At 40.1% G+C, this 21,460-nt stretch carries 22 protein-coding genes; 17 read left to right on the forward strand and 5 right to left on the reverse strand.

The annotated features are described in order from the left end of the window. Positions 1-203: 203 nt before the first annotated feature. From T408_RS0106175 to T408_RS0106185, 3 genes are all read left to right on the forward strand, one after another. Entirely contained in the window at positions 204-1,406 is a 1,203-nt protein-coding gene (locus T408_RS0106175) for a quaternary amine ABC transporter ATP-binding protein (protein ID WP_028119168.1), read from the forward strand. Next, a complete protein-coding gene (locus T408_RS0106180) occupies positions 1,406-3,127 on the forward strand; it encodes an ABC transporter permease/substrate binding protein (protein ID WP_028119169.1) in 1,722 nt (573 codons plus the stop codon). Before T408_RS0106175 ends, T408_RS0106180 begins: the two co-directional genes overlap by 1 nt. Positions 3,128-3,203: 76 nt before the next feature. After that, entirely contained in the window at positions 3,204-3,851 is a 648-nt protein-coding gene (locus tag T408_RS0106185; RefSeq protein WP_028119170.1) for a TrkA C-terminal domain-containing protein, read from the forward strand. 55 nt (positions 3,852-3,906) lie between these two features. On the opposite strand, the gene lexA is transcribed toward T408_RS0106185, so the two are convergent. Beyond that, complete coding sequence (gene lexA / locus T408_RS0106190) at positions 3,907-4,524, reverse strand: transcriptional repressor LexA (RefSeq protein ID WP_028119171.1); 618 nt, start codon at positions 4,522-4,524, stop codon at positions 3,907-3,909. A gap of 83 nt (positions 4,525-4,607) precedes the next feature. On the opposite strand from lexA, the gene T408_RS0106195 reads away from it, so the two are divergent. Beyond that, on the forward strand, positions 4,608-4,859 hold the full coding sequence (locus T408_RS0106195) for a DUF896 domain-containing protein (RefSeq protein WP_028119172.1): 252 nt from the start codon (positions 4,608-4,610) through the stop codon (positions 4,857-4,859). Positions 4,860-4,926: 67 nt separating this feature from the next. Continuing rightward, the gene (locus T408_RS0106200) at positions 4,927-5,142 is read left to right on the forward strand and encodes a YneF family protein (RefSeq protein WP_028119173.1); all 216 of its coding nucleotides are present in this window, start codon (positions 4,927-4,929) and stop codon (positions 5,140-5,142) included. 37 nt (positions 5,143-5,179) lie between these two features. Here T408_RS0106200 and T408_RS0106205 read toward each other — a convergent pair whose 3' ends face one another. After that, positions 5,180-5,785: a lysophospholipid acyltransferase family protein gene (locus T408_RS0106205; RefSeq protein ID WP_028119174.1), complete on the reverse strand. Its 606-nt coding sequence runs from the start codon at positions 5,783-5,785 to the stop codon at positions 5,180-5,182. 83 nt (positions 5,786-5,868) lie between these two features. Between T408_RS0106205 and T408_RS0106210 the strand changes: the two genes are divergently transcribed. The 7 genes from T408_RS0106210 (at position 5,869) to T408_RS0106240 (ending at position 13,157) form a co-directional block, all read left to right on the forward strand. After that, complete coding sequence (locus tag T408_RS0106210; RefSeq protein WP_028119175.1) at positions 5,869-6,636, forward strand: glutaminyl-peptide cyclotransferase; 768 nt, start codon at positions 5,869-5,871, stop codon at positions 6,634-6,636. Positions 6,637-6,646: 10 nt separating this feature from the next. Then, the gene (tgt, locus tag T408_RS0106215; protein ID WP_028119176.1) at positions 6,647-7,801 is read left to right on the forward strand and encodes a tRNA guanosine(34) transglycosylase Tgt; all 1,155 of its coding nucleotides are present in this window, start codon (positions 6,647-6,649) and stop codon (positions 7,799-7,801) included. A gap of 68 nt (positions 7,802-7,869) precedes the next feature. Continuing rightward, on the forward strand, positions 7,870-8,211 hold the full coding sequence (gene yajC, locus T408_RS0106220; protein WP_028119177.1) for a preprotein translocase subunit YajC: 342 nt from the start codon (positions 7,870-7,872) through the stop codon (positions 8,209-8,211). A gap of 88 nt (positions 8,212-8,299) precedes the next feature. Beyond that, positions 8,300-9,415, forward strand: a complete 1,116-nt coding sequence (gene dinB, locus T408_RS0106225; RefSeq protein WP_028119178.1) for a DNA polymerase IV — start codon at positions 8,300-8,302, stop codon at positions 9,413-9,415. A gap of 87 nt (positions 9,416-9,502) precedes the next feature. Beyond that, the gene (locus T408_RS0106230) at positions 9,503-10,822 is read left to right on the forward strand and encodes a DRTGG domain-containing protein (RefSeq protein ID WP_028119179.1); all 1,320 of its coding nucleotides are present in this window, start codon (positions 9,503-9,505) and stop codon (positions 10,820-10,822) included. Positions 10,823-10,825: 3 nt separating this feature from the next. Next, positions 10,826-11,812, forward strand: a complete 987-nt coding sequence (locus T408_RS0106235) for a DHH family phosphoesterase (RefSeq protein ID WP_028119180.1) — start codon at positions 10,826-10,828, stop codon at positions 11,810-11,812. A 4-nt stretch (positions 11,813-11,816) separates the two neighbouring features. Beyond that, on the forward strand, positions 11,817-13,157 hold the full coding sequence (locus T408_RS0106240; RefSeq protein ID WP_028119181.1) for a DEAD/DEAH box helicase: 1,341 nt from the start codon (positions 11,817-11,819) through the stop codon (positions 13,155-13,157). Between the two features lie 73 nt (positions 13,158-13,230). Here T408_RS0106240 and T408_RS0106245 read toward each other — a convergent pair whose 3' ends face one another. Further along, on the reverse strand, positions 13,231-13,923 hold the full coding sequence (locus tag T408_RS0106245) for a histidine phosphatase family protein (RefSeq protein WP_028119182.1): 693 nt from the start codon (positions 13,921-13,923) through the stop codon (positions 13,231-13,233). A 165-nt stretch (positions 13,924-14,088) separates the two neighbouring features. Here T408_RS0106245 and T408_RS0106250 point away from each other — a divergent pair, with 165 nt between their 5' ends. Then, on the forward strand, positions 14,089-15,078 hold the full coding sequence (locus tag T408_RS0106250) for a YihY/virulence factor BrkB family protein (RefSeq protein WP_028119183.1): 990 nt from the start codon (positions 14,089-14,091) through the stop codon (positions 15,076-15,078). After that, positions 15,075-16,265 (forward strand): FtsW/RodA/SpoVE family cell cycle protein, encoded by a 1,191-nt coding sequence (locus T408_RS0106255; protein WP_028119184.1) that lies wholly within the window; start codon positions 15,075-15,077, stop codon positions 16,263-16,265. Before T408_RS0106250 ends, T408_RS0106255 begins: the two co-directional genes overlap by 4 nt. A 97-nt stretch (positions 16,266-16,362) precedes the next feature. Here T408_RS0106255 and T408_RS0106260 read toward each other — a convergent pair whose 3' ends face one another. Then, positions 16,363-17,091 carry a gamma-glutamyl-gamma-aminobutyrate hydrolase family protein gene (locus T408_RS0106260; protein ID WP_028119185.1) on the reverse strand — a complete coding sequence of 243 codons (729 nt, stop codon included), beginning with the start codon at positions 17,089-17,091 and terminating at the stop codon, positions 16,363-16,365. Positions 17,092-17,179: 88 nt separating this feature from the next. Between T408_RS0106260 and holA the strand changes: the two genes are divergently transcribed. Beyond that, complete coding sequence (gene holA / locus T408_RS0106265) at positions 17,180-18,202, forward strand: DNA polymerase III subunit delta (RefSeq protein ID WP_035420294.1); 1,023 nt, start codon at positions 17,180-17,182, stop codon at positions 18,200-18,202. Positions 18,203-18,226: 24 nt separating this feature from the next. Here the strand turns inward: holA and rpsT are convergent, their stop codons facing one another. Beyond that, the gene (gene rpsT, locus T408_RS0106270; protein WP_028119187.1) at positions 18,227-18,481 is read right to left on the reverse strand and encodes a 30S ribosomal protein S20; all 255 of its coding nucleotides are present in this window, start codon (positions 18,479-18,481) and stop codon (positions 18,227-18,229) included. A 168-nt stretch (positions 18,482-18,649) separates the two neighbouring features. Here rpsT and T408_RS0106275 point away from each other — a divergent pair, with 168 nt between their 5' ends. Further along, positions 18,650-19,336 carry a hypothetical protein gene (locus tag T408_RS0106275; RefSeq protein WP_028119188.1) on the forward strand — a complete coding sequence of 229 codons (687 nt, stop codon included), beginning with the start codon at positions 18,650-18,652 and terminating at the stop codon, positions 19,334-19,336. Between the two features lie 37 nt (positions 19,337-19,373). Then, positions 19,374-21,359 (forward strand): excinuclease ABC subunit UvrB, encoded by a 1,986-nt coding sequence (uvrB, locus tag T408_RS0106280; RefSeq protein WP_028119189.1) that lies wholly within the window; start codon positions 19,374-19,376, stop codon positions 21,357-21,359. Positions 21,360-21,460: the final 101 nt, after the last annotated feature.

A 21,460-nucleotide genomic window follows, 5' to 3' on the forward strand; every position in this document is an offset into this window, starting at 1 on the left:
TATTTATTGCGATAAATAACAAGTAAGAGATGGAATTCAGCTATTTTTATGAATACTTTATGAGGGTCGGCTCTTTGAAAAGGCTAACAAATTAGATTTAGATAAAATTTCTTTTTTAGCTAGCACCTGGTTTGACAAAGTGACAACCTATAATTATTATGAGAATGTCACTTTTTCATTTGAATAAATACCAAGGAGGATTTATGGCCAAGTTATCAGTCCGAAATTTGACCAAAATTTTTGGCAACCAAGAGCAAGTTGATCAAGCCCTTGACCTTGTCAAAAAGAAGGTTGATAAAAATGAAATTTTAAATCAAACGGGAGCGACCGTTGGAGTCTATGATGCAAGCTTTGATGTTAATGAAGGTGAAATCTTCGTTATAATGGGCTTATCTGGTAGTGGGAAATCGACTCTTATTCGTTTGTTGAATCGTTTGATCGAACCAACTAGTGGGGATATTTTAATTGATGGTGAGAATGTTTCAGATATGGATAAATCGACCTTAAGACAGACTCGCCGCGATAAGATTAATATGGTTTTTCAAAGCTTTGCTTTATACCCTCATCGCACCCTCTTAGAAAATGTTGAATATGGACTTGAGGTGCGCGGAGTAGATAAGAAAGAACGTCAAGAGCGAGCTGAGAGAGCTTTAGACAATGCAAATCTCCTGGATTTTAAGGATCAATATCCTGATCAATTATCAGGCGGGATGCAACAGCGAGTGGGTCTAGCTCGGGCCTTGGCCAATGACCCAGATATTTTATTAATGGATGAGGCTTTTTCAGCTTTAGACCCATTAATTCGTAAAGATATGCAAGATGAATTGATTGAATTGCAAGCTAGTCAGAAACGGACCATTATTTTTATTACCCATGACTTGAATGAAGCGTTAAGGATTGGGGATCGGATAGCGATCATGAAAGATGGACGTATCATGCAAATTGGTACGGGTGAGGAAATCTTAATGGAACCGGATAGTGACTTTGTTCGTGACTTTGTGGTGGACGTGGACCGTTCTAAAGTATTGACAGCCGAAAATATTATGGTTCCGGCTATTTCTGTTGACGTTGAAGGGGATACTGCTAAATCGGCTCTCCACCGGATGCGACATGATGATGTTAATGTCTTACTTGCCGTGACCCCATTCAATGAATTAGTTGGATTCTTGGATATTCGAGATGTGGCCTTAGCGACCAAAGGGTCTACCAAGCTAGGGGAAATCGTGGATTCCAATGTAGTAGCAGTTGAACCGACAGCATTAGTGGAGGATTTATTTGACTTAATGAATAATTCACCTGCTCCGATTGTTGTCGTTGATGACGATCAAAAAGTTCAAGGGGTAATTAGACGTCGTACTATACTTGACGCTCTGACACCTGAAGATGCAGAGGAGGATGAAGGATAATGCTTGAAAATATTCCAACGATACCAATGGCGCCTTGGATTGAGAAGGCTACTGCTTGGCTCACCGAAACATTTGCAGGAATGTTTAATTTTTTGCAGGCAAGTGGGAATTTATTGATGAATTCAATGACCGAAGCACTTCACATGGTACCAGCCATTGCCTTGATTATTATTTTACCGATTCTATTATATTTTATTTCTAATCGTAAGTTAGGCTTGAGTCTATTTGCTCTTGTCGGCCTATTCTTTGTTTACAACCAAGGTTTGTGGTCGGCCATGTTATCAACCTTAACCTTAGTGATTATGGCCAGCTTGATCTCAGTTGTAATAGGGATCCCATTGGGGATATTAATGGCCAAGAGCGACCGGGCTGAAAGTATTATTCAGCCACTCCTAGACTTTATGCAGACTATGCCTGCTTTTGTTTATTTAATTCCTGCCGTGGCCTTTTTTGGTATCGGTATGGTTCCTGGGGTCTTTGCATCTGTGATATTTGCCTTACCGCCGACCGTTCGGATGACCAATTTAGGTATTCGTCAGGTTTCAACTGAATTAATTGAAGCGGCGGATTCTTTTGGATCAACAGCTTGGCAGAAGCTCTTTAAGGTCGAATTACCTATAGCAAAGGAAACGATTTTCTCTGGTATTAATCAGACAACAATGTTAGCTCTTTCGATGGTTGTTACGGCTTCCATGATTGGGGCACCCGGACTTGGTGAAGGCGTCTTGACGGCCTTGCAGAGAGCTAGGGTAGGAAACGGCTTTGTTAATGGTTTGGCCTTAGTTATCTTAGCTATTATTATTGACCGTTTCACTCAAGCATTAACCATGTCACGAGTTGAAGTGAGCCAATTAGCAGATTCGCGAGTTAAGCAGAGACGTTTTGGGCAAATTATTTTGTCAGCTTTGGGAGTTCTCTTATTACTAGGAACTTCCTTCCAAGCTTTTGGAGGTATGGGAGATAAGATTCAGGTTGGAAGTACCCAGTATGATAGTGAAATTGCCTCAGCGCATGTCATCAAGAAGATTCTTGAAGATGAGGGCTTCGAGGTTGAATATAATGAACTTGATCCTGCGGTTCTCTTTTCTTCGCTTTCATCTGGTGATATTGACTTTACTGTATCGCCTTGGTTGCCAGTTACCCAAGGACCCCTATATGAACGCTATCAAGGACAATTTATTGATCTAGGCCCTAACTTGGAAGGTCCTCAAAACGGTTTAACGGTTCCTAGCTACATGGGTATAACTAGCATTGAAGACTTAAACACTCAGGCTAATCAAGTAATCACAGGAATTGAGCCTGGTGCTGGTATTACTGAAATGACTGAGGCGACGCTTGATAGTTACCCTAACTTGCAATCATGGAGTCAACAGACTTCTTCAACAGGAGCCATGTTGATTGAATTAGAGACGGCTATAGCTAATCAAGATGAGATTGTCATTACGGGTTGGACGCCTCATTGGATGTTCTCTGAATATGATCTTACCATGCTTGAAGATCCTAAGGAGACAATGGGAACGGAAGAGAACGTGCATACCTTAACCCGTCAAGGATTCCAAGAGGACTATCCTGAAGCTCAGAAAATTATTGATAACTTTTTCTGGGAAATTGAAGATATGGAATCTGTGATGTACGATATGCACCTAGGCATGACTGCAGAAGAAGCAGCTGCTAAATGGGTTGAGGAAAATCAAGAGAAAGTCGCTAGCTTCAAACGTTAACGTTTAGAATAACCCGCTTTTAAAAGCGGGTTATTTTTATGCTATAATAAGCAAGCTAGGGGTAGGAGGTGTCATTATGCGTCAAATTAAGCAAGCAAAGTATATTCAAATTGCCAGTCAATTAGCCGAAATGATCGCTAATGGTGAAATTAAAGAGGGGGAGAAAATATCTGCTAGAGGCTTTATCTCACAAACTTATCAAGTCTCATTCGAGACAGGACGTAAAGCTCTGATTGTCTTAAAAGATTTAGGGATTGTTTCTACCTTCAAAGGTAGCGGTTCCTTTGTAGCTTCCCAAGCCAAAGCCAAGCAATATGTTAAACAGTACAAGGATATTCAGAGTTTAGAAGAGTCCCGGTTGGAAATTTTGGATAATTACCAACAACAAAAAGCGATTTGGCAACAGTTTGAAAAGCAATTAAACCAGTATATGGATCAAATGCATAAAACGATAGATTATTATCCTTTTGTTCCCAATGAACTTTTATTAACAGAAAAGGCTCACTGGCTCAACTTGTCGGTAGCAGATATAAATCTATGGCATCAAACGGAAGCGACCTTGGTGGCTGTTCGTCGTCAGGGAGAATTGGTGATTTCCCCTGGGCCTTATTTTATCTTACAGGAGCAAGACCGGCTCTACTATGTTGGCCCCCTCTCATCGATTGAGCGAATGTATCATTTATTCTATGGTGAGGACGATTCCAAGCTCCAGCTTAACAAATAAAAGACTTTGGGCTATAATACCTGGGAACAAAAAAATCCCCTGAGGGGATTAAATCTTAGAATTGACGGTAAAGACTAACAACTTTGCCTAAAATGGTCACTTCATCTAGGATGATATCATCCATATAGTCATTTTCAGGTCGCAGAATATAGTGGTCTTTTCTTTTATAAAATGACTTGCAGGTTGCTTCATTATCAGCTGTCAAGGCAACGACAATCTCGCCATTTTCGACGGAAGGTTGCCTTCTAACGGTAATAAGGTCCCCATTTAGAATGCCTACGTTGACCATCGAGTCGCCGACAATTTCAAGCATAAACAGATCTTTAGAATCAAAGTGGGCTAGATCGGGAGCAATCGGGAAGAAATCAGTTGCTTCTTCAACGGCTAGGATAGGAGAACCAGCGGCTACCCGGCCCAAAACTGGTATGGACGTTGGTTGAATACCTAATTCGTCTAAGCCTTTTTGGGTTAATTCGATGGCACGTGTTTTAGCTGAGTCTTTAATGAGGTAACCATTTTGTTCTAAGCGGGAGATATGGCCATGGACGGTTGAGGTGGAAGCTAGTCCAACGGTTCGACCAATTTCTCTAACCGTTGGTGGATAGCCGTTATCTTGAATGGCATCGTAAATACAGCGAAGCACACTCAATTGTTTATCTGAGATGGTTGTCATAGTTTCACACCCTTAATTATTGTTGCTACAATTATAGCATGGCTTAGAGGTGTTTTCAAACAAATGTTCGCAAGGAGGAAATGATGTTAAGTAAAGAAAAAATGGCTCGCCTGAACGAATTGGCAGCCAAGAAAAAGTCAGGCACACTCACTGATCAAGAGCAAGCCGAGCGTAAGGCTCTACATCAGGAATATTTAAAATCGTTTAGACAATCTTTTGCAAATAATGTAGAGGGAATCAAAATTGTAGATCCTAAAGGAAATGATCTCACCCCAGAAAAGGTAAAAGATATTCAAAAAGAAAAAGGATTGCACGGGCGCGATCAGGAACTTTAATTAGGCATAGTATTTTACTTGGATTTAAGATAAGATACTTAAGTAGAATTAGTTTGGAGGAATGTAAATGGAAACTTGGATTTGGATTGTGATTGTTGTTATCGCTTTGATTGGTGGTTTTGCGGGAGGCTTCTTTATGGCTCGCCGTTATATGATGGATTATTTCAAAAAAAATCCTCCTATTGATGAGCGTATGATCACGCAGATGATGACTAGTATGGGACAGAAACCATCTAGAAAAAAAGTCCAACAAATTATGAATTCAATGAAGGTTAGAGATTAATAAAAGGCCCCTCCAGCTTTTTGGAGGGGCTTCTCTTTTATTTTTTTCCATCAATCAGTTGATTCAGCTGATTCCATTGCTTTTGAATAGTTTGGTCAATTTCGGCTAGCTTATCTTTATCGTATTTAGTCGAGGAATCGTAGGCAATGGGTTGACCAAATGCCAAGTAAGCTTGCTTACGCATAATGAATTGGATAAAGCCAATTGGAGGCTGAATGGCAACAGGAATAATAGTTGCTTTGGATAATTTCTGAATAAAGGCAGTTCCTGGCTTTATCTCATCACTATGCCTGCTACCGGTAGGGAAGATTCCTAAATTTTTATCACCTTGTTTGAGTAAGGTTGCCGCGTGCCGTATACTTTTTGTGGATGGATTTTGCCGGTTCACAGGAAACACATGCCCTTTATTGAGCAACCAGGCTAGTGGTTTAAAGCGAAACAATTCTTCCTTGGCCATAAAGGCCACGACTTTCGGTTGAATAGCTGCGGCTAAGAAGAAGGGGTCCGTATTAGATTGGTGGGTAGCAGCAAAAATAACAGGCTGATCCTTAGGAAGATGGTCTAAGCCATAAATTTTGCTTTTTCCATTAAAAATGAGCAGAACCCATCTGATAATTGATACGAGTATTGAATAATTGATCATAATATTTATCCTTTCCAAACGAGCTAAGTTTATTTTAGCAGTTCAGGGTGGATTTATCTATGCTAAGAAAGGAAGGATGACTGATGAAGAATTGGCGCTGGTTTATTCTAGGGATTCTCCTATTGGGGGTTCCATTAAGGTCAAGAGCAGCTGAAGTAAATTTATTGGCAGCTTTCCCCAGTGATCCCCAAGCATTTACCCAAGGACTTGAAATGAGCCCTGAAGGTAAGCTCACTATCGGAACTGGGGGTTATGGCAGCTCCTCAATAGGTTATTTGAATTTAAAGACAGGTCAAGTTGAAAAAAGGGTAGACTTACCAAAGGCTTACTTTGGGGAAGGAATTACCTGGAGCCCGGATTATTTATATCAATTATCATGGCGGGAAGGCAGTTTATTGATCAGACATCCTCATGACCTAAGACTTGTTGACAAGATCCCTTATCAAGGAGAAGGATGGGGGCTCGCTTATGATTCAGAAAGTCAAAGTTTATGGATGAGCGATGGCAGTAATAAAATCTACCAACGAGATTTGGACAACTTCGCTATTATGTCTACTTTGGATGTTAAATCTCAAGGGCGTCCGATCAATCGTTTAAATGAATTAGAATGGGTTGACGGTTTTATTTTTGCTAATGTTTGGTATACTATGACTATTATTAAAATAGACACGATGACTGGACAAGTGGTTAAAACTTATGACATTCAGCCACTAATTGATCAACTTGAATTAAGTGAAGACCAGCTGGCTCAAATGGACAGCCTCAATGGTATCGCTCATATTGAAGGAAATCGCTTTTATTTGACCGGCAAGCTTTATCCAGTTGTCATGGAAGTTGAATTAATGGAATAAGGAGCACGATATGACTCAAACAAAGAATAGTCCGATTCGCTATGAACTAATCAAAGAAGAAAAAAATACAGGTGCCCGCCTTGGAATCCTTCACACTCCCCACGGTTCATTTGAAACTCCTATCTATATGCCTGTCGGGACCCTGGCCACAGTTAAAAGCTTGTCACCGGAAGAATTAAAGGAGATGGGGGCTGAGATTGTCTTATCCAATACCTATCACTTATGGTTACGCCCTGGTGAAGATATTGTGGAAGAAGCCGGAGGCCTTCATTCATTTATGAATTGGGACCGGGGAATTCTAACGGATTCTGGAGGATTTCAAGTCTTTTCATTGTCCGATATTCGCAAAATAAAAGAAGAAGGTGTTCACTTCAGAAACCATATTTCTGGAGAAAAATTATTCCTATCGCCTGAAAAAGCCATCCAAATTCAAAATGCGCTTGGAGCAGATATTATCATGTCCTTTGATGAGTGTCCTGATTTCCACCATACCTATGAATACGTAAAAGATTCTATCAATCGGACCACTCGTTGGGCAGAACGGGGTCTCAAGGCTCACCAAAGAAGCCAAGATCAAGCACTTTTTGGTATTTGTCAGGGGGCTGGCTATAAAGATTTAAGGATTCAACATGCCCGAGATATGGTTAGTCTTGATTTTCCGGGTTATTCAATTGGGGGTCTGTCAGTGGGTGAGAGTAAGGAAGAGATGAATCAGGTACTGGACTACTTGACTCCTGAACTACCCAAGGATAAACCGCGTTATCTCATGGGAGTTGGTTCACCAGATGCTTTAATTGATGGTGTCATCCGTGGTGTAGATATGTTTGATTGCGTTTTAGCCACCCGTATTGCCCGTAATGGAACTTGTATGACCCACTCCGGCCGACTAGTTGTCAAAAATGCTAAATATGCTCGTGACTTTAACCCGATTGATCCTAAATGTGATTGTTATACTTGTAAAAACTATACGCGGGCTTATGTGCGTCACCTTATAAAATCAGACGAAATCTTTGGTTTGCGACTCGCTTCGATTCATAATGTTCATTTCCTATTGCAATTGATGCGCGATGTCCGTCAAGCGATTCGAGACGACCAGTTATTAGAATTTCGTGAAGCATTTTTTGAAGAGTATGGCTATAATCAGCCTAATGCAAAGATGTTTTAAGTGAAATCCCGTTCTATTCGTGTTAGACTTGAACTATTAGTTAGTTTTATTGAAAGGAGATATAATTCATGGAATTAATTGGAACTTTACTACCCATGCTTGTCATGTTTGGTATTTTATATTTTATGATGATCCGGCCTCAACAAAAGGCGGCTCAACAAAAGAAGAATATGCTGGAAGAATTAAAACCTGGTGACAGTGTGGTTACCCTAGGGGGATTACACGGTGTGGTTGATGAGGTGAGTCAATCCAGTCAGACGGTTGTGCTAGATTGTGAAGGGGTATATCTTACGTTTTCACTTCAAGCTATCGGTCAAGTGACTCAAGGCGGCAATATTGAAGAGCGTCAAGAAGAGATTGAGCGCGCTAATGAATTAGCCAAAGACGAAAATCTTTCAGACCTAGATTAACCCATTATTTAACCGGCCCCTTCAGGCCGGTTTTCTTTCTTGTGCTCTCGAACAAATGTTTGTATAATGGCAACAAGGTGGTGACAAAATGCAGTACGGGATCTTAACTTTTAAGGAGCCAAAGCCGAATTACTCCAAAAAGATACTTCATGTTGATATGGATGCTTTTTATGCTTCTGTGGAAGTAAGAGATAATCCTAAACTACGTGACAAGCCAGTTGTAATAGCCAGACATCCAAGGCTAACAGGTGGACGAGGGATCGTTGCTACCTGCAATTATAAGGCTAGAGAGTACGGGATTCATTCCGCCATGTCCGCCCAAGAAGCTCTAAATCGTTGTCCTAAGGCTATTTTTATTCCTGGACGCCATGATTATTACCGGCAAGTATCCAATCAAATTAGGGAAATATTTTTTTCCTATACTGATTTAGTGGAACCAGTGGCTTTAGATGAGGCTTATTTGGACGTAACACATAATAAGAAAAAGGCGCCCTCGGCGACCCTCTTAGCGCAAGAAATTCAAGCTGAAATCTATCAAAAGTTAAAGCTAACTTGTTCGATTGGGGTTTCTTATAATAAATTCATTGCTAAACTAGCGTCGGATTTCAAGAAACCGCATGGTATTACCTTGGTTGATCCTAGTCAGGCACATGAATTTCTGATGCAATTGGCTATTGAAGATTTTCATGGTGTTGGCAAAAAATCTGTGCCTCATTTTCATGAATTAGGCATCAAAAATGGTTATGACTTATATCAATGGGATTTGAAAACTTTAGAGTATCATTTTGGAAAGATGGGACACTCCCTTTACTTTAAAGTAAGGGGTATTTATGATGCGCCAGTTAACCCCCAGAGGGAAAGAAAGTCTTTAGGCAAGGAAACAACATTTGGCCAATTCTTAAGACAAGAAGGCGAGATCCAACGCGCCTTGGAAAAATTAACCCGACAGGTTAGTGATCGTTTAATTGAACTCAATATTAAGGCGACCACCGTCACGCTAAAGGTTCGCTATGAAGATTTTCAAACTCTGTCTAGACAAATTCAGCTCAAACAGGCCTTTAATGATTACGAGACCTGTTGGGAAACGGTATGGGACCTATGGATGGAACACGGTCAGTTAGAGAAATCGGTTCGATTACTGGGAGTTTCCGTATCAAACTTCCAAGATTCCGCCTATGAGTGGCTGGAATTAGATCTTGAATAGGATATCGTTCGTCTTTAGATAAGGAAATATGCTACAATAATTGAAGATAATCGCTTTCTTAATGGGTCTTGTAAAGGGCGTGAAGAGATGGGAAGAAAACAAAGACTAGTAGTCGATTACATCAAAAATTTGCCAATAGGTGAAAAAATATCTGTCCGCGGTCTAGCCAAGCAACTCGATATTTCGGATGGGACTGCTTATCGAGGAATTAAGCAGGCTGAAGATAAAGGTTACGTATCAACGATTGAACGGGTGGGGACCATCCGAATCGAACAAAAAGCTACACGTCACCGGGAATTACTCACTTTTAGAGAAATAGCACGGATAACAGGCGGAGAAGTTGTGGGTGGTGTCAATGGTTTAGATAAGCCTCTCAATAATTTCATTATTGGTGCGATGAGGGCTGAAGCTGTGAGCAAATACTTTGCAGCCAATACCATAATTATCGTTGGTAACCGTGAAAATATTCAACGACTGGCTCTGGAGAATAATGTGGCAGTCCTATTAACCGGTGGTTTTAACCCGAGTGCCTCAATTATAGAGTTAGCCAACACCAAACAACTACCTGTTATTCAAACCACTCATGATACTTTTACGGTTGCGACAATGATCAACCGGTCACTTTCTGACCAAGAAATTAGTCATGAAATTATTACAGTTGCGGATATTTATACGCCTCTTGATCAATCGGTAGCGTTACAGAGTGGTGATACGGTTGCTGATTTTCGAATATTGGCCAACCAAACCAGCTTATCGCGCTTTCCGGTGGTCTCAAATGGCCGGTTGATAGGCGTGATTACAGCTAAAGACTTAATGGGTTATAGTGAACAGACGCCGATAGAGCGTATTATGACCAAAGATCTAGTCACTGTTCAAAAGCATATGAGCGTTGCGTCAGTCTCTCATAAAATGATCTGGGAAGATATTGAGATGATTCCAGTGGTCGCTGACAATCAAAAGTTATTGGGCGTTGTTTCTCGTCAAGATGTGATGCGAGCCCTCCAGAGCGTCCAACAGCAACCCCAAAATATCAATACTCTTGAAGATGAAATCACAGCTTACATTGAAGAATTTCCAATTACAACTGAACGTTATTCTTATGATTACCGAGCCCTGGTCCAACCTCAGATGATTAATAGTTTAGGGACCATATCCTACGGCGTTTTGGTTGAACTGATTACCTATGCTGCCAATCAAAAGGTTCTAGATGCGACTAGTTTAAATAATATTGTTGAGCAAATCGATTTAAATTACTTTAACTTGATTCAAATTGGCAATGAAATTCAATTTTCAGTGGAAATATTTCATCTAACGAGGCGGTCGGCGCTGGTTGAGGTTAATGTTTATATTGAAAATAGTTTGGCCGCACGGGCCATCCTTACCCTGCAAATTATTGAAAGGAACTAACAAATGTATTTTACAAATCAAGACGTCGATTCCTTTATCGATGCCATTGGCCGTTACCAAACAATCATTATTCACCGACACATACGGCCGGATCCAGATGCTCTAGGCTCCCAGCTAGGACTTAAAGAATTAATTCTTTATAACTATCCAGATAAAAATGTCCTAGTAGCCGGTAGCTCAAGCAAAGGTTTAGCATGGATGGGTCAGATGGATTCAGTGAAGAAAGAGGACTATACCAATGCCTTAGCTATCATCTTGGATACGGCTAACCGTCCAAGGATTGATGGGGATTATTATGACCAGGCAGATGTCATTTTGAAGTTGGACCACCATTTACTGGTTGATTCCTATGGTGACTTGGAAATTGTTTATTCCCAAGCTTCTTCAACAAGTGAAATGATAACCCTACTGTCTTCTTCATTGGGAGACAAGCTAGCCATGAATGCCAAGGCTGCCAGTTTGCTCTATGCTGGTATTGTCGGTGATACTGGTCGCTTCATTCATGATAATACGACGCCACTTACTTTTGAAATGGCAGCCTTTTTAGCCAAACAGGATATCTCAACATTTCAAATTGCCGATCACTTTCAAACGATGTCAGTTAATCAGGCCAAATTTCAAGGTTATATTCTGGAGCAAATTCAATTATTGCCGGAAGGAGTAGCCAGTGTCGTTATTAGTCGAGAAGATTTGAAAAACTTTGATATTAGTGAGGAACAAACGAATTCAATCACTAATTTGCCAGGCTTAATTGATGGCATGAAGGCCTGGGCCATCTTTATTCAGCAAGAATCGACGGCCCCCAATTGGCGGGTCAGACTTCGGTCTAAAGGACCAGCTATTAATCAAATTGCTGAGCAATTTGGTGGTGGTGGCCATGCTAAAGCAAGTGGGGCTAATGCAGAATCAAAAGAAGAGATGGATCAAATTATTCACTTATTAAAACAAGCTGTTAAAGACTATCAAGCTAATCTGTCAGAAAAGGAGTGATTCCTTGAAATTCACAGAATTACCATTAAAAAATGAACTAATTCAAGCGATTCAAGATTTACATTTTAATGAATTGACACCTGTCCAAGAAGAAGTTATCCCAAGGGCATTGGCTGGAAGTGATTTAATTGTCCAATCTCAAACTGGGTCCGGTAAGAGCCATAGTTTCCTGATTCCAATCATGCAAGCTATTGATCCTGAACGGGCAGAAGTTCAGGCCGTGATCACTGCGCCTAGTCGGGAGTTAGCCAGTCAGCTATTTGAGGTAGCGCGACAACTTACGACCCACTTTGAGTCCAACATTCAAATTGTAAATTATATAGGTGGAACAGATAAAGAACGCCAATTGGACCGTCTTAGATCTGGTCACCAACCTCATATTGTCATCGGTACGCCTGGTCGGATTTTAGACTTAATGAGTGAACATGCCCTCTGGGTGCAAACAGGGAAAATCATGGTGGTTGATGAAGCCGATATGACTTTGGATTTAGGTTTTCTACCGATTGTCGATGAAATTGCTTCGAGAATGCCTGATTCTCTTCAGATGATGGCATTTTCTGCAACCATTCCTCAGCAATTATCTATCTTCTTAAACAAATACATGGATCATCCGGAAACTGTGGTGATAGAGAATCGCGAGATTATCTCCCCTTATATTACAAATTATTTGCTAAACACTAAAGGAATGGACCGCAAGCAACTTGTCTATGAACTCTTGATGATGGGCCATCCATTTCTTGCTCTTGTCTTTGTTAACACGAAGGATTACGCTAATGAATTATCTACTTATCTCAAAGAAAAGGGACTAAAGATTGCGACGATTCATGGCGACATTCCATCCAGAGACCGTAACCGTTTAATGCGTCAAATTAGAAATTTAGACTATCAATTTGTTGTTGCTACGGACCTGGCAGCTCGGGGGATTGATATTCCAGGAACTTCTCTAGTTATCAATACAGAAGTACCTCAGGAACTAGAGTTCTTTATTCACCGAGTGGGTCGGACGGGTCGTAATCAAGTCCCTGGTGATGCGATCACGTTTGTGACACCAGATGATGATCTAATGATCAGTAAATTGGAATACAAGGGCATTCAGTTTGAGGAAGTCCGACTCATTAATGGAGAACTTAAGTCAACTGACCAACGGTCACGGCGTATGGAGAGAAAGGGTCAGCAAAACCAAGAATCTGATCCGGAAATTACACGGATGATTAATCAGAGCAAGAAGAAAAAGGTTAAACCAGGCTATAAACGTAAACTGGAAAGAAACATTAAGGATCACCGTAAGAAGCAAGCTCGCTCTAAAGCGCGTCAGAAACGTCGTAGTCAGAGAAAAAAAGGCTGATCCACGTAAAATAAAACCATCCACTTGGATGGTTTTATTTATTGGTTGGGATATAAGCTATAGGATCAAATAATTAGTCGTGACTGTCTGATTTTTTAGCCACATCTTTAAAGTGATCAGTCTGATTGTAAGCGGTCATTTTGAATTGGCCATTCTCATATTTGACAATCGATACAGAGGCATTGTCAAGTGGCTCAACCTCATCAAAATCGGCCACCAAGGCTTCAAGCAAATTACGAATTGTCAATCCATGGCAAACGACAAGAATGTTTTGACCGGTTCCTGAATGTTTGTTTAGTAGCTCTAAAAGACCTGCTTCAACTCGATTCCAAAATTCGACATAGTTTTCCGCTTCACCATAAGGATCTAACTTTTTAATCAAGTTGAGCGTTCTTTGAAGAGCCAGTTCCCCACCAACAGGTAGATCATGGTCTACTTCTTGGGTGACTTTGGGCCAAATGTCTTTGGCAGGTAAGCCTTCAAAGCTTCCAAAGAATACTTCACGAAAGGCATACATGGGTTGGATGGTTAACTTGTCAGCATGTTGGTTTTCCTCTAGAATGATTTGAGCGGTATCAATCGTACGTTGGAGATCACTAGTATAAACAGCATCAAATTCTAATTCATTGAGGCCTCGACCACTGCGTCGGACATCAGCAATTCCTTTATCTGTCAGCGGGGCATTTGCCCAACCTTGCATGCGATTATATTGGTTGAAGTAGGTCTCACCGTGGCGAACAAAATAAAATGTAACTCCTTGACTCATAGTAAACCTCCTTAAAGTTGTACCTTTATTATAGCTATCTCTGGATATTTTGTCTAAAGAGATAATTAGGGCGCTTTTCAAATTTTATTTAGCATTGAATTTGAAGTGCATTTTCCTTTATTGTATGTTAATCTAGATTAATAATTCACCCAAAAGGAGTAGAAGATGGCAAGACAAGCAGCAGGTCGGTTGCAGAGGCTAAGGAAGACCTTTAAATTGAATAATCAACAATTAACCTTTGGTTCCTATGCAGCGGAACTTTCTTTTTATGTCATCTGGTCATTTGTTCCCATCATATTGGCGCTAGCAAATGTGATCGCTGTACTACCAATTGATAAGAGCCAGATTATTACTGGTATTCAAATAGCCCTACCAGATGAAATCGAGTCAATAATCATCCCTTTATTGACTGATTATTTGTTTTCAACATCTTCAAGTGTGTTTTCACTTTCCTTAATCATATCGCTGTGGCCGGCGTCAAATGTATTCAATACCCTGCAACGGGTGTTCAATACTATTTATAAGGCTAATCGCCGTAAAAATGCACTACTAGCAAGGGCTTTTGCTTATGTCTTTACTCTGGCTGTTGTGATAGCTTTAATTGTTTTGACCTTTGTTTTTGTTTTTGGTGAAGGTGTGATCGATTTTTTAGGCAGTCATCTCTCTTTTGAGTCGATTTTTATTTATTCTCTGCTTCAACAAACGTGGTTGATTACTTTAATTATTACCTTTTTACTTTTAGTGGTTATGTATCATTTTATTCCCAATGTGAATTGGCCAATTAAATATTCTCTGCCTGGCAGTTTATTTAGTTTTATCGGATTCAACCTAGTATCTCAACTTTTTCCACTCTATATGCGTTTTTCAGGTAAGGGAGCTGGTAATAATACGATTGGGGTCTTAGTGATTTTGATTATTTGGCTTTATTTTAATGCTATGGTCATTGTAGTGGGCGCTTATATTAATGTTTTTTTTCATGATTATCTAGAAGTGCCTTATTGGAAACTCAAGCAACGGACCAGCCATCCTAAAAGTTACCGCCAGCAAAGTGAAAATTTCAATCCCTATTATCATAGTGAAAAAGCCCTTAGTCATCAGATAAGGGTTGATTCTCAAGAAAAAACAATACTTTCAAAGGAGTGTCAGAGCGAATGAATCTTTCACGGCAATTAATCAAAAAACATGAAAATAGAGTCGATTATGGAATTATCCTCACGGTTATCTTATTAGCCATTATTGGTTTGGTCTCTGTTTATGCCACTACGGCTCTCATTGAAGGGCAGGATTTACGACCCACACTTTTTCATGCCTTATGGTATGGGGTAGGGGCCTTGGCTATTATCGTCGTGATGCAATTCAATGCTGAACAATATTGGCGGATGGCTAAATATTTATATGGCTTTGGCTTGATCTTACTTGTCTTAGTCTTAATCTTCTATGACCGCGAAGTAGCCTTTGAAACAGGGGCCACCTCCTGGTTTAGATTAGGACCTTTCTCCTTTCAACCATCAGAAGTATTTAAACCAGCTTATATTTTATTTCAAGCCCAGATTATTACCCAGCACAACAATAATGTTACAAAGCGGACGGTACGTTCGGATTGGCAGTTGTTGGGCAAGATGGCGCTAGCAGCCCTACCGCCAGTTATTCTGATTCAACTTCAAAATGACTTGGGAACCAATCTGGTAGTTTTAGCCATTACGGCTGGTATGGTCTTGATGTCAGGTATTTCATGGAAAATTATTTTGCCAGCTATTCTTTTAGCAGTTGGAATAGGTGGTGGATTAATCTTTATCATGGCAGAATATCCACAAATTTTGACTAATACTGGCTTGGTACATGACTACCAAGTAGCTAGAATTCATGACTGGCTTGACCCCTTCGATAACCCTCAAGGAACAGGTTATCAATTAGTTCAGAGTTTGAAAGCGATTGGATCCGGTCAATTAGTCGGTAAGGGCCTCGGTGTCTCGCAAGTGAGTGTACCGGTTAGAGAATCAGACTTTATCTTTACGACAATTGCTGAAAACTTTGGCTTTCTTGGATGTGCAGTTTTATTATTTATTTACTTCTTATTAATCTACCAAATGGTTCAAACTTGCTTTGATACAAAAAGTGAATTTTACACCTACATTGCGACGGGTGTTATTTCCATGATTCTCTTCCATATCGTTGAAAATATTGGAATGAACATTGGTCTCCTACCTATCACCGGGGTTCCTCTACCTTTTGTTTCACAAGGGGGATCAGCCCTATTAAGTAACATGATTGGTGTAGGATTGATCTTATCGATGACTTATCACCACAATAATTATACTTTTAATGGTCCGCGGGACTTTTAATCCAGAGACGATTAACGTTAAAAAACCTGCTAGGAAGACTGGTAACAGCTTCTTAGCAGGTTTTCATTTATAAATACCACAAAGTGAAAGTAAGACTCTATTTGGATTTAGAACGGTGTACTAAATCCTCGAAGAGTGATAAGCTAGGACTATCGTGGTCAAAGAGTAGTTCCGGATGCCATTGAATAGCTAATATATTAAGCTGATCATTGACGGCTTCAATGGCTTCAATTAAGCCATCACTTGCTTTGGCTACGGCCTTTAATGGCGGTGCTAGATCTTTAATTGCTTGATGATGGAATGAGTTCACCAGTAAGTGTCGTGGCAAGGATTGACTTGCATGACTTCCAGCCTCTACTCGGATGGAATGAGTGACATAATGGGGCATGGATTTTTGTACATGTTGAATGGAAAAATCGGCATTCTCATCAATATCTTGATAAAGAGTACCTCCTAGGGCGACATTGATTAATTGCATGCCCCGGCAGACACCTAAGATCGCCTTATGTCTATCGATAGCTGCTTGAATCAGACCTAATTCAAATTGGTCGCGTTCAGGTGAGGTGCTACCGAGAATTTTTCTCGGCTCTTCACCATAGAATAGGGGAGAGACATCCTGGCCCCCAGCTAATAATAAGCCATCAATAATTTCCAAGTATTGAAGACTGGATCTACGGTGGCTGATGGGAATAATTAATGGAAGTCCCCCGGCGCGCTCGATAGCTCTAGATAGACTTCTTGGTGAGTAATTTACAGGAAAGCTATCTACATCTTCTGGTCGATTTAATGATAGGGTATTGCCTGTAATTCCTATAATGGGCCGCATTTAATCCCTCACTTTCTGTTCTAAGGATAAATTTAACCTAGTATAACTAACTATTAATAAGGGCGCAAGTAATTAGAAAGAGACCATTATGACTAACATTCAAAAAGAAATCCAAAAACTAAAGCAAGGGCACTTAGCTCCGGTCTACTATATATATGGTAGCGAAGTGTTTCTTAAACATCAATTTAACGAAAATTTACTGGCTATGTTTGATGATGAACCTGACCTCGTGCATCTGGATCTATCAGAATCTAGCGTGGACGATATTTTAGATGAAGCTAATTTATTTTCATTTTTTGCTGAATATCGGGTGATTATGGTTGAGAATGCAGATTTTCTAACCAGCCAACCAAAAAATAAATTAACTCCTAATCAAGAAAAAAGGTTGATCGACTACATCCAATCTCCTAATCAACAATCCGTACTGGTATTCTATTGCTCCCAAGATCAAATTGATAAACGTCGAAAGATTGTTAAAGCTTTCGTTAAAGAAACGATTATGATTGATATCAGCCCCCTACAAGCTGCAGATGTGGAACGCTATGTCCATCAAACAATTCAAGATACACATTTGCAGATCACTCGTGAAGCTCAACGGGAGCTATTGGAACGAGTCAATTATCAGTTAAGTGAAGCAATGAATGAATTAGTTAAATTAAGATCTTACTCGACCTTGGGTAAACCCATTAACATTGAGGTTGTACGTTCCTTGGTTCCGCGAACTTTGGAGTCAGATGTCTTTGAATTAACAAATGCCTTATTGACCCAGCAACTTGAACGAACCGTCCAAATTTACCAAGATCTGATCTTAATGCGTAACGATCCGGTTCAGTTACATGCACTCTTAACCTCTCAATTTCGAGTAATGATTCAAAGCAAGATCTTATCATCGATGGGGTTTAACCAGGGACAAATTGCGAGTGAATTAAGCATTCACCCTTACCGGGTCAAATTAGCCCTTGAAAATTCCAAAATTATGACTTTGGCAGAGCTTAAGATTATTTATCAGGAAATCGTAGCAGTTGATTATGCTATGAAGACTGGCTACGGGAATCCCCAGACTCATTTTATTGTCTTATTGACAAAAATAGTACAAAATAAAAAAGTCTAGCTTTACAACTAGACTTTTTTAACATTAAGCTTCTAATAATTGAGCAATTCTTGATTTTTCACGGCTTGCTTTGTTGGCATGGATTAAACCACGGTTAGCAGAACGGTCGATTTGTCTGTAAGCTTCATTGACTAAAGCTTGCACATCACCTTCGCCTGATTCAATTGCTTTAAGAGCGTTCTTGATTGCAGTACGCATCTTTGAAGTTTGCGCATTGTTACGATCAGTAACATTATGTGCTTGACGAACACGTTTGATCGCTTGTTTGGAGTTTGCCATTGACGTCACCTCTTTCATCAAAGTTTTAACTGTGTTATTTTATCAACTTTAATTAACATAGTCAACAGTGTTAATTATACACAATATTTTAGGTGTATTGCAATATAAATTTTTAGTATTTTCTGATGACAGACAGTATAATAGGTTCTAATACAAGGAGGTATTGTTATGTACCATTTAAGAAAAAGTTTATGGTTATTTTCGCTAATCATCTTATTGGCACCGAGCCCGGTAATGGCTAACGAGCAATTATCAGATCGAACTTCAGAGCACGTGCAACAATTAGACACTGATCATCAAGCGATTTTGAAGCCGATGATTGCAGAGGGGGTTGAAAATTTTTACTCCTATGATCAACTTGATCAACTTTATCAAAGTTTACTTGACCAGATGCAGGCGAATACTTCCCTGACTTATGATGACCTTGCTTCTCATTTACCCAAAGCTTCAGTGATTGAAGACTTTGAGTCTAGTAACTATTATCATTGGATAGGGCAAGAGCAGGATTCATGGCAAGTCATCACCTTAGCTATTAATCAGGGACGGGTCAGCCAAGTAACGCGCGAGAACCGCCAGCCTAAGATGTTAGTCCCATTCTCAATCAAGGGTCAAGACTTATCAAATAAACTGGCCAATAATGAAATTGATCTGACTAGTTTGGTGGATAAGTGGGGTCCCGCTGAAACAGAGATGACCTTTATGTCAGATCCCGAGCAAATTCAATTTGGTTGGGTCTATGCTGGCGAAGAGGAGCGCCCAGCTGAAGAAGTAGTATCTGTCATCGTCACTGTTTCTGAAGGGGAGATTCATAGCTTTCAAATCTTGAACCAAGAGGAGTTAGCGAACCATTCATAGTGGACTTTCTGCCAAGTATATTAGAAAGGAATCAGTCATGAACGAATTTAAATTAAAAGCCCCCTATCAACCAGGAGGGGATCAGCCCCAAGCGATTGAAAAATTAAGTCAGGGTATTGAAGCGGGTTGCAAAGAACAAATTTTACTTGGAGCAACCGGTACAGGTAAAACCTTTACGATAGCCAATGTTATCCAAAATGTAAACAAGCCTACACTAGTATTAGCCCACAATAAAACTCTGGCTGGGCAGTTATATAGTGAGCTTTTGGAGTTTTTCCCAGATAATGCCGTTGAATATTTTGTTTCTTACTATGATTACTACCAGCCGGAAGCCTATGTTCCGGCTTCAGATTCCTATATTGAGAAAGAGGCATCCATCAACGACGAAATCGATAAGTTACGACACTCCGCTTCTTCCGCTTTATTGGAAAGACGTGATGTCATCGTAGTGGCTTCTGTTTCATGTATCTATGGTTTGGTCGACCCGGAAATGTACCGTGATCAGGTACTTTCTCTAAGACAGGGGCAAGAGATTAGTCGCGAGGCGGTTATCAGTCGATTGATAGATATGCAATTTGTAAGAAATGATATTGACTTTCAACGGGGAACTTTCCGAGTTAGAGGCGATGTTGTTGAAATATTTATGGCATCTAGAGATAGTGAAGTGATTCGCGTCGAGTTTTTTGGCGATGAAATTGATCGGATTCGGGAAGTGGATGTGTTAACGGGGGAAGTTAAGAGCGACTTGTCTCACTATCCTATTTATCCAGCGACCCACTTTGTTGCTAATAAAGACCAGACAGAACGCGCAGTGGTTACGATTCGTCAAGAACTTGAGGAGCGCTTGGAAGAATTAATTGATCAAAACAAGCTCTTAGAAGCTCAAAGACTTGAGCAGAGAACGAACTACGATATCGAAATGCTACTTGAAATGGGCTATACTAATGGGATCGAAAATTATTCCAGACATATGGATGGCCGTCAGCCAGGTGAACAACCTTTCACCTTGCTTGACTTTTTCCCAGATGATTATTTGATTGTAGTCGATGAGTCCCATATGACCATGCCTCAGATTCGGGGCATGTATAATGGAGATAAAGCGCGTAAAGAACAGCTGATAGAATATGGCTTCCGTTTACCGAGTGCTTTAGATAACCGGCCTTTACGCTTGGAAGAATTTGAAAACCATGTCAATCAAATCATCTACATTTCTGCAACGCCAGGACCTTATGAATTAGAGCATACTAATGGTGAATTTGTTGAACAAATTATTCGACCAACCGGTTTATTGGATCCAGAAATTGAAGTTAGACCCATTAAGGGGCAAATTGATGACTTGGTTAATGAGATTCATGACCGGGTAGCTAAGGATGAGAGAGTCTTTATAACGACATTAACTAAGAAAATGTCAGAGGATTTAACAGATTATCTAAAAGAGATTGATATTAAAGTTAAATATTTGCATAGTGATATCAAAACCTTAGAAAGAACTGAGATCATCCGTGATCTAAGGCTGGGAGTCTTTGATGTCTTAGTGGGAATTAACCTTCTTAGAGAAGGACTGGATGTCCCTGAAGTATCATTGGTAGCGATTCTTGACGCAGATAAGGAAGGCTTCCTAAGAGGCGAAAGATCACTCATTCAAACCATTGGCCGTGCGGCTCGTAATGAGAATGGCCAGGTGATTATGTATGCCGATACTATTACTGAATCTATGAGAACGGCGATTGATGAGACCTATCGTCGTCGTGAAATCCAACAAGCTTATAATAAAGAGCATGGAATTGTACCGAAGACGATTAAGAAGGAAGTTCGGGACTTAATTAAGATCAGTCAAGATGTATCAAGTGAAGAACAAGAAGAGAATATTTACCAGCAGTTCAAGTCCTTGTCACGTTTGCAAAGAGAAGAACAGCTTGAACGTCTAGAACTTGAGATGCGCGAACATGCTAAAAATCTTAATTTTGAAGCTGCGGCTGATTTACGAGATATTATCATGGAACTAAAGGCTCATTTTAAATAACAATTAGTAAAAGAACAAAGACGGTTGGCTGTTTTTGTTCTTTTATTCTCTTTAAAAAAGCCATCAATTAAGATACAATGGTTAGGATTTAGAAAGGAGTG

Source organism: Hutsoniella sourekii ATCC 700629 (assembly GCF_000518205.1).
GTDB lineage: Bacteria > Bacillota > Bacilli > Lactobacillales > Aerococcaceae > Hutsoniella > Hutsoniella sourekii.

Excerpts from the sequence above, each read along its gene's own strand:
- uvrB (WP_028119189.1), top strand. The coding sequence starts at position 19,374 with ATGAACGAATTTAAATTAAAAGCCCCCTATCAACCAGGAGGGGATCAG.
- T408_RS0106195 (WP_028119172.1), top strand. The coding sequence starts at position 4,608 with ATGTTAAGTAAAGAAAAAATGGCTCGCCTGAACGAATTGGCAGCCAAG.
- T408_RS0106180 (WP_028119169.1), top strand. The coding sequence starts at position 1,406 with ATGCTTGAAAATATTCCAACGATACCAATGGCGCCTTGGATTGAGAAG.
- T408_RS0106205 (WP_028119174.1), bottom strand. The coding sequence starts at position 5,785 with ATGATCAATTATTCAATACTCGTATCAATTATCAGATGGGTTCTGCTC.
- T408_RS0106235 (WP_028119180.1), top strand. The coding sequence starts at position 10,826 with ATGTATTTTACAAATCAAGACGTCGATTCCTTTATCGATGCCATTGGC.
- T408_RS0106230 (WP_028119179.1), top strand. The coding sequence starts at position 9,503 with ATGGGAAGAAAACAAAGACTAGTAGTCGATTACATCAAAAATTTGCCA.
- T408_RS0106245 (WP_028119182.1), bottom strand. The coding sequence starts at position 13,923 with ATGAGTCAAGGAGTTACATTTTATTTTGTTCGCCACGGTGAGACCTAC.
- T408_RS0106250 (WP_028119183.1), top strand. The coding sequence starts at position 14,089 with ATGGCAAGACAAGCAGCAGGTCGGTTGCAGAGGCTAAGGAAGACCTTT.
- T408_RS0106275 (WP_028119188.1), top strand. The coding sequence starts at position 18,650 with ATGTACCATTTAAGAAAAAGTTTATGGTTATTTTCGCTAATCATCTTA.
- lexA (WP_028119171.1), bottom strand. The coding sequence starts at position 4,524 with ATGACAACCATCTCAGATAAACAATTGAGTGTGCTTCGCTGTATTTAC.
- T408_RS0106200 (WP_028119173.1), top strand. The coding sequence starts at position 4,927 with ATGGAAACTTGGATTTGGATTGTGATTGTTGTTATCGCTTTGATTGGT.
- T408_RS0106175 (WP_028119168.1), top strand. The coding sequence starts at position 204 with ATGGCCAAGTTATCAGTCCGAAATTTGACCAAAATTTTTGGCAACCAA.
- T408_RS0106185 (WP_028119170.1), top strand. The coding sequence starts at position 3,204 with ATGCGTCAAATTAAGCAAGCAAAGTATATTCAAATTGCCAGTCAATTA.
- tgt (WP_028119176.1), top strand. The coding sequence starts at position 6,647 with ATGACTCAAACAAAGAATAGTCCGATTCGCTATGAACTAATCAAAGAA.
- T408_RS0106255 (WP_028119184.1), top strand. The coding sequence starts at position 15,075 with ATGAATCTTTCACGGCAATTAATCAAAAAACATGAAAATAGAGTCGAT.
- rpsT (WP_028119187.1), bottom strand. The coding sequence starts at position 18,481 with ATGGCAAACTCCAAACAAGCGATCAAACGTGTTCGTCAAGCACATAAT.
- holA (WP_035420294.1), top strand. The coding sequence starts at position 17,180 with ATGACTAACATTCAAAAAGAAATCCAAAAACTAAAGCAAGGGCACTTA.
- yajC (WP_028119177.1), top strand. The coding sequence starts at position 7,870 with ATGGAATTAATTGGAACTTTACTACCCATGCTTGTCATGTTTGGTATT.
- T408_RS0106260 (WP_028119185.1), bottom strand. The coding sequence starts at position 17,091 with ATGCGGCCCATTATAGGAATTACAGGCAATACCCTATCATTAAATCGA.
- T408_RS0106210 (WP_028119175.1), top strand. The coding sequence starts at position 5,869 with ATGAAGAATTGGCGCTGGTTTATTCTAGGGATTCTCCTATTGGGGGTT.
- dinB (WP_028119178.1), top strand. The coding sequence starts at position 8,300 with ATGCAGTACGGGATCTTAACTTTTAAGGAGCCAAAGCCGAATTACTCC.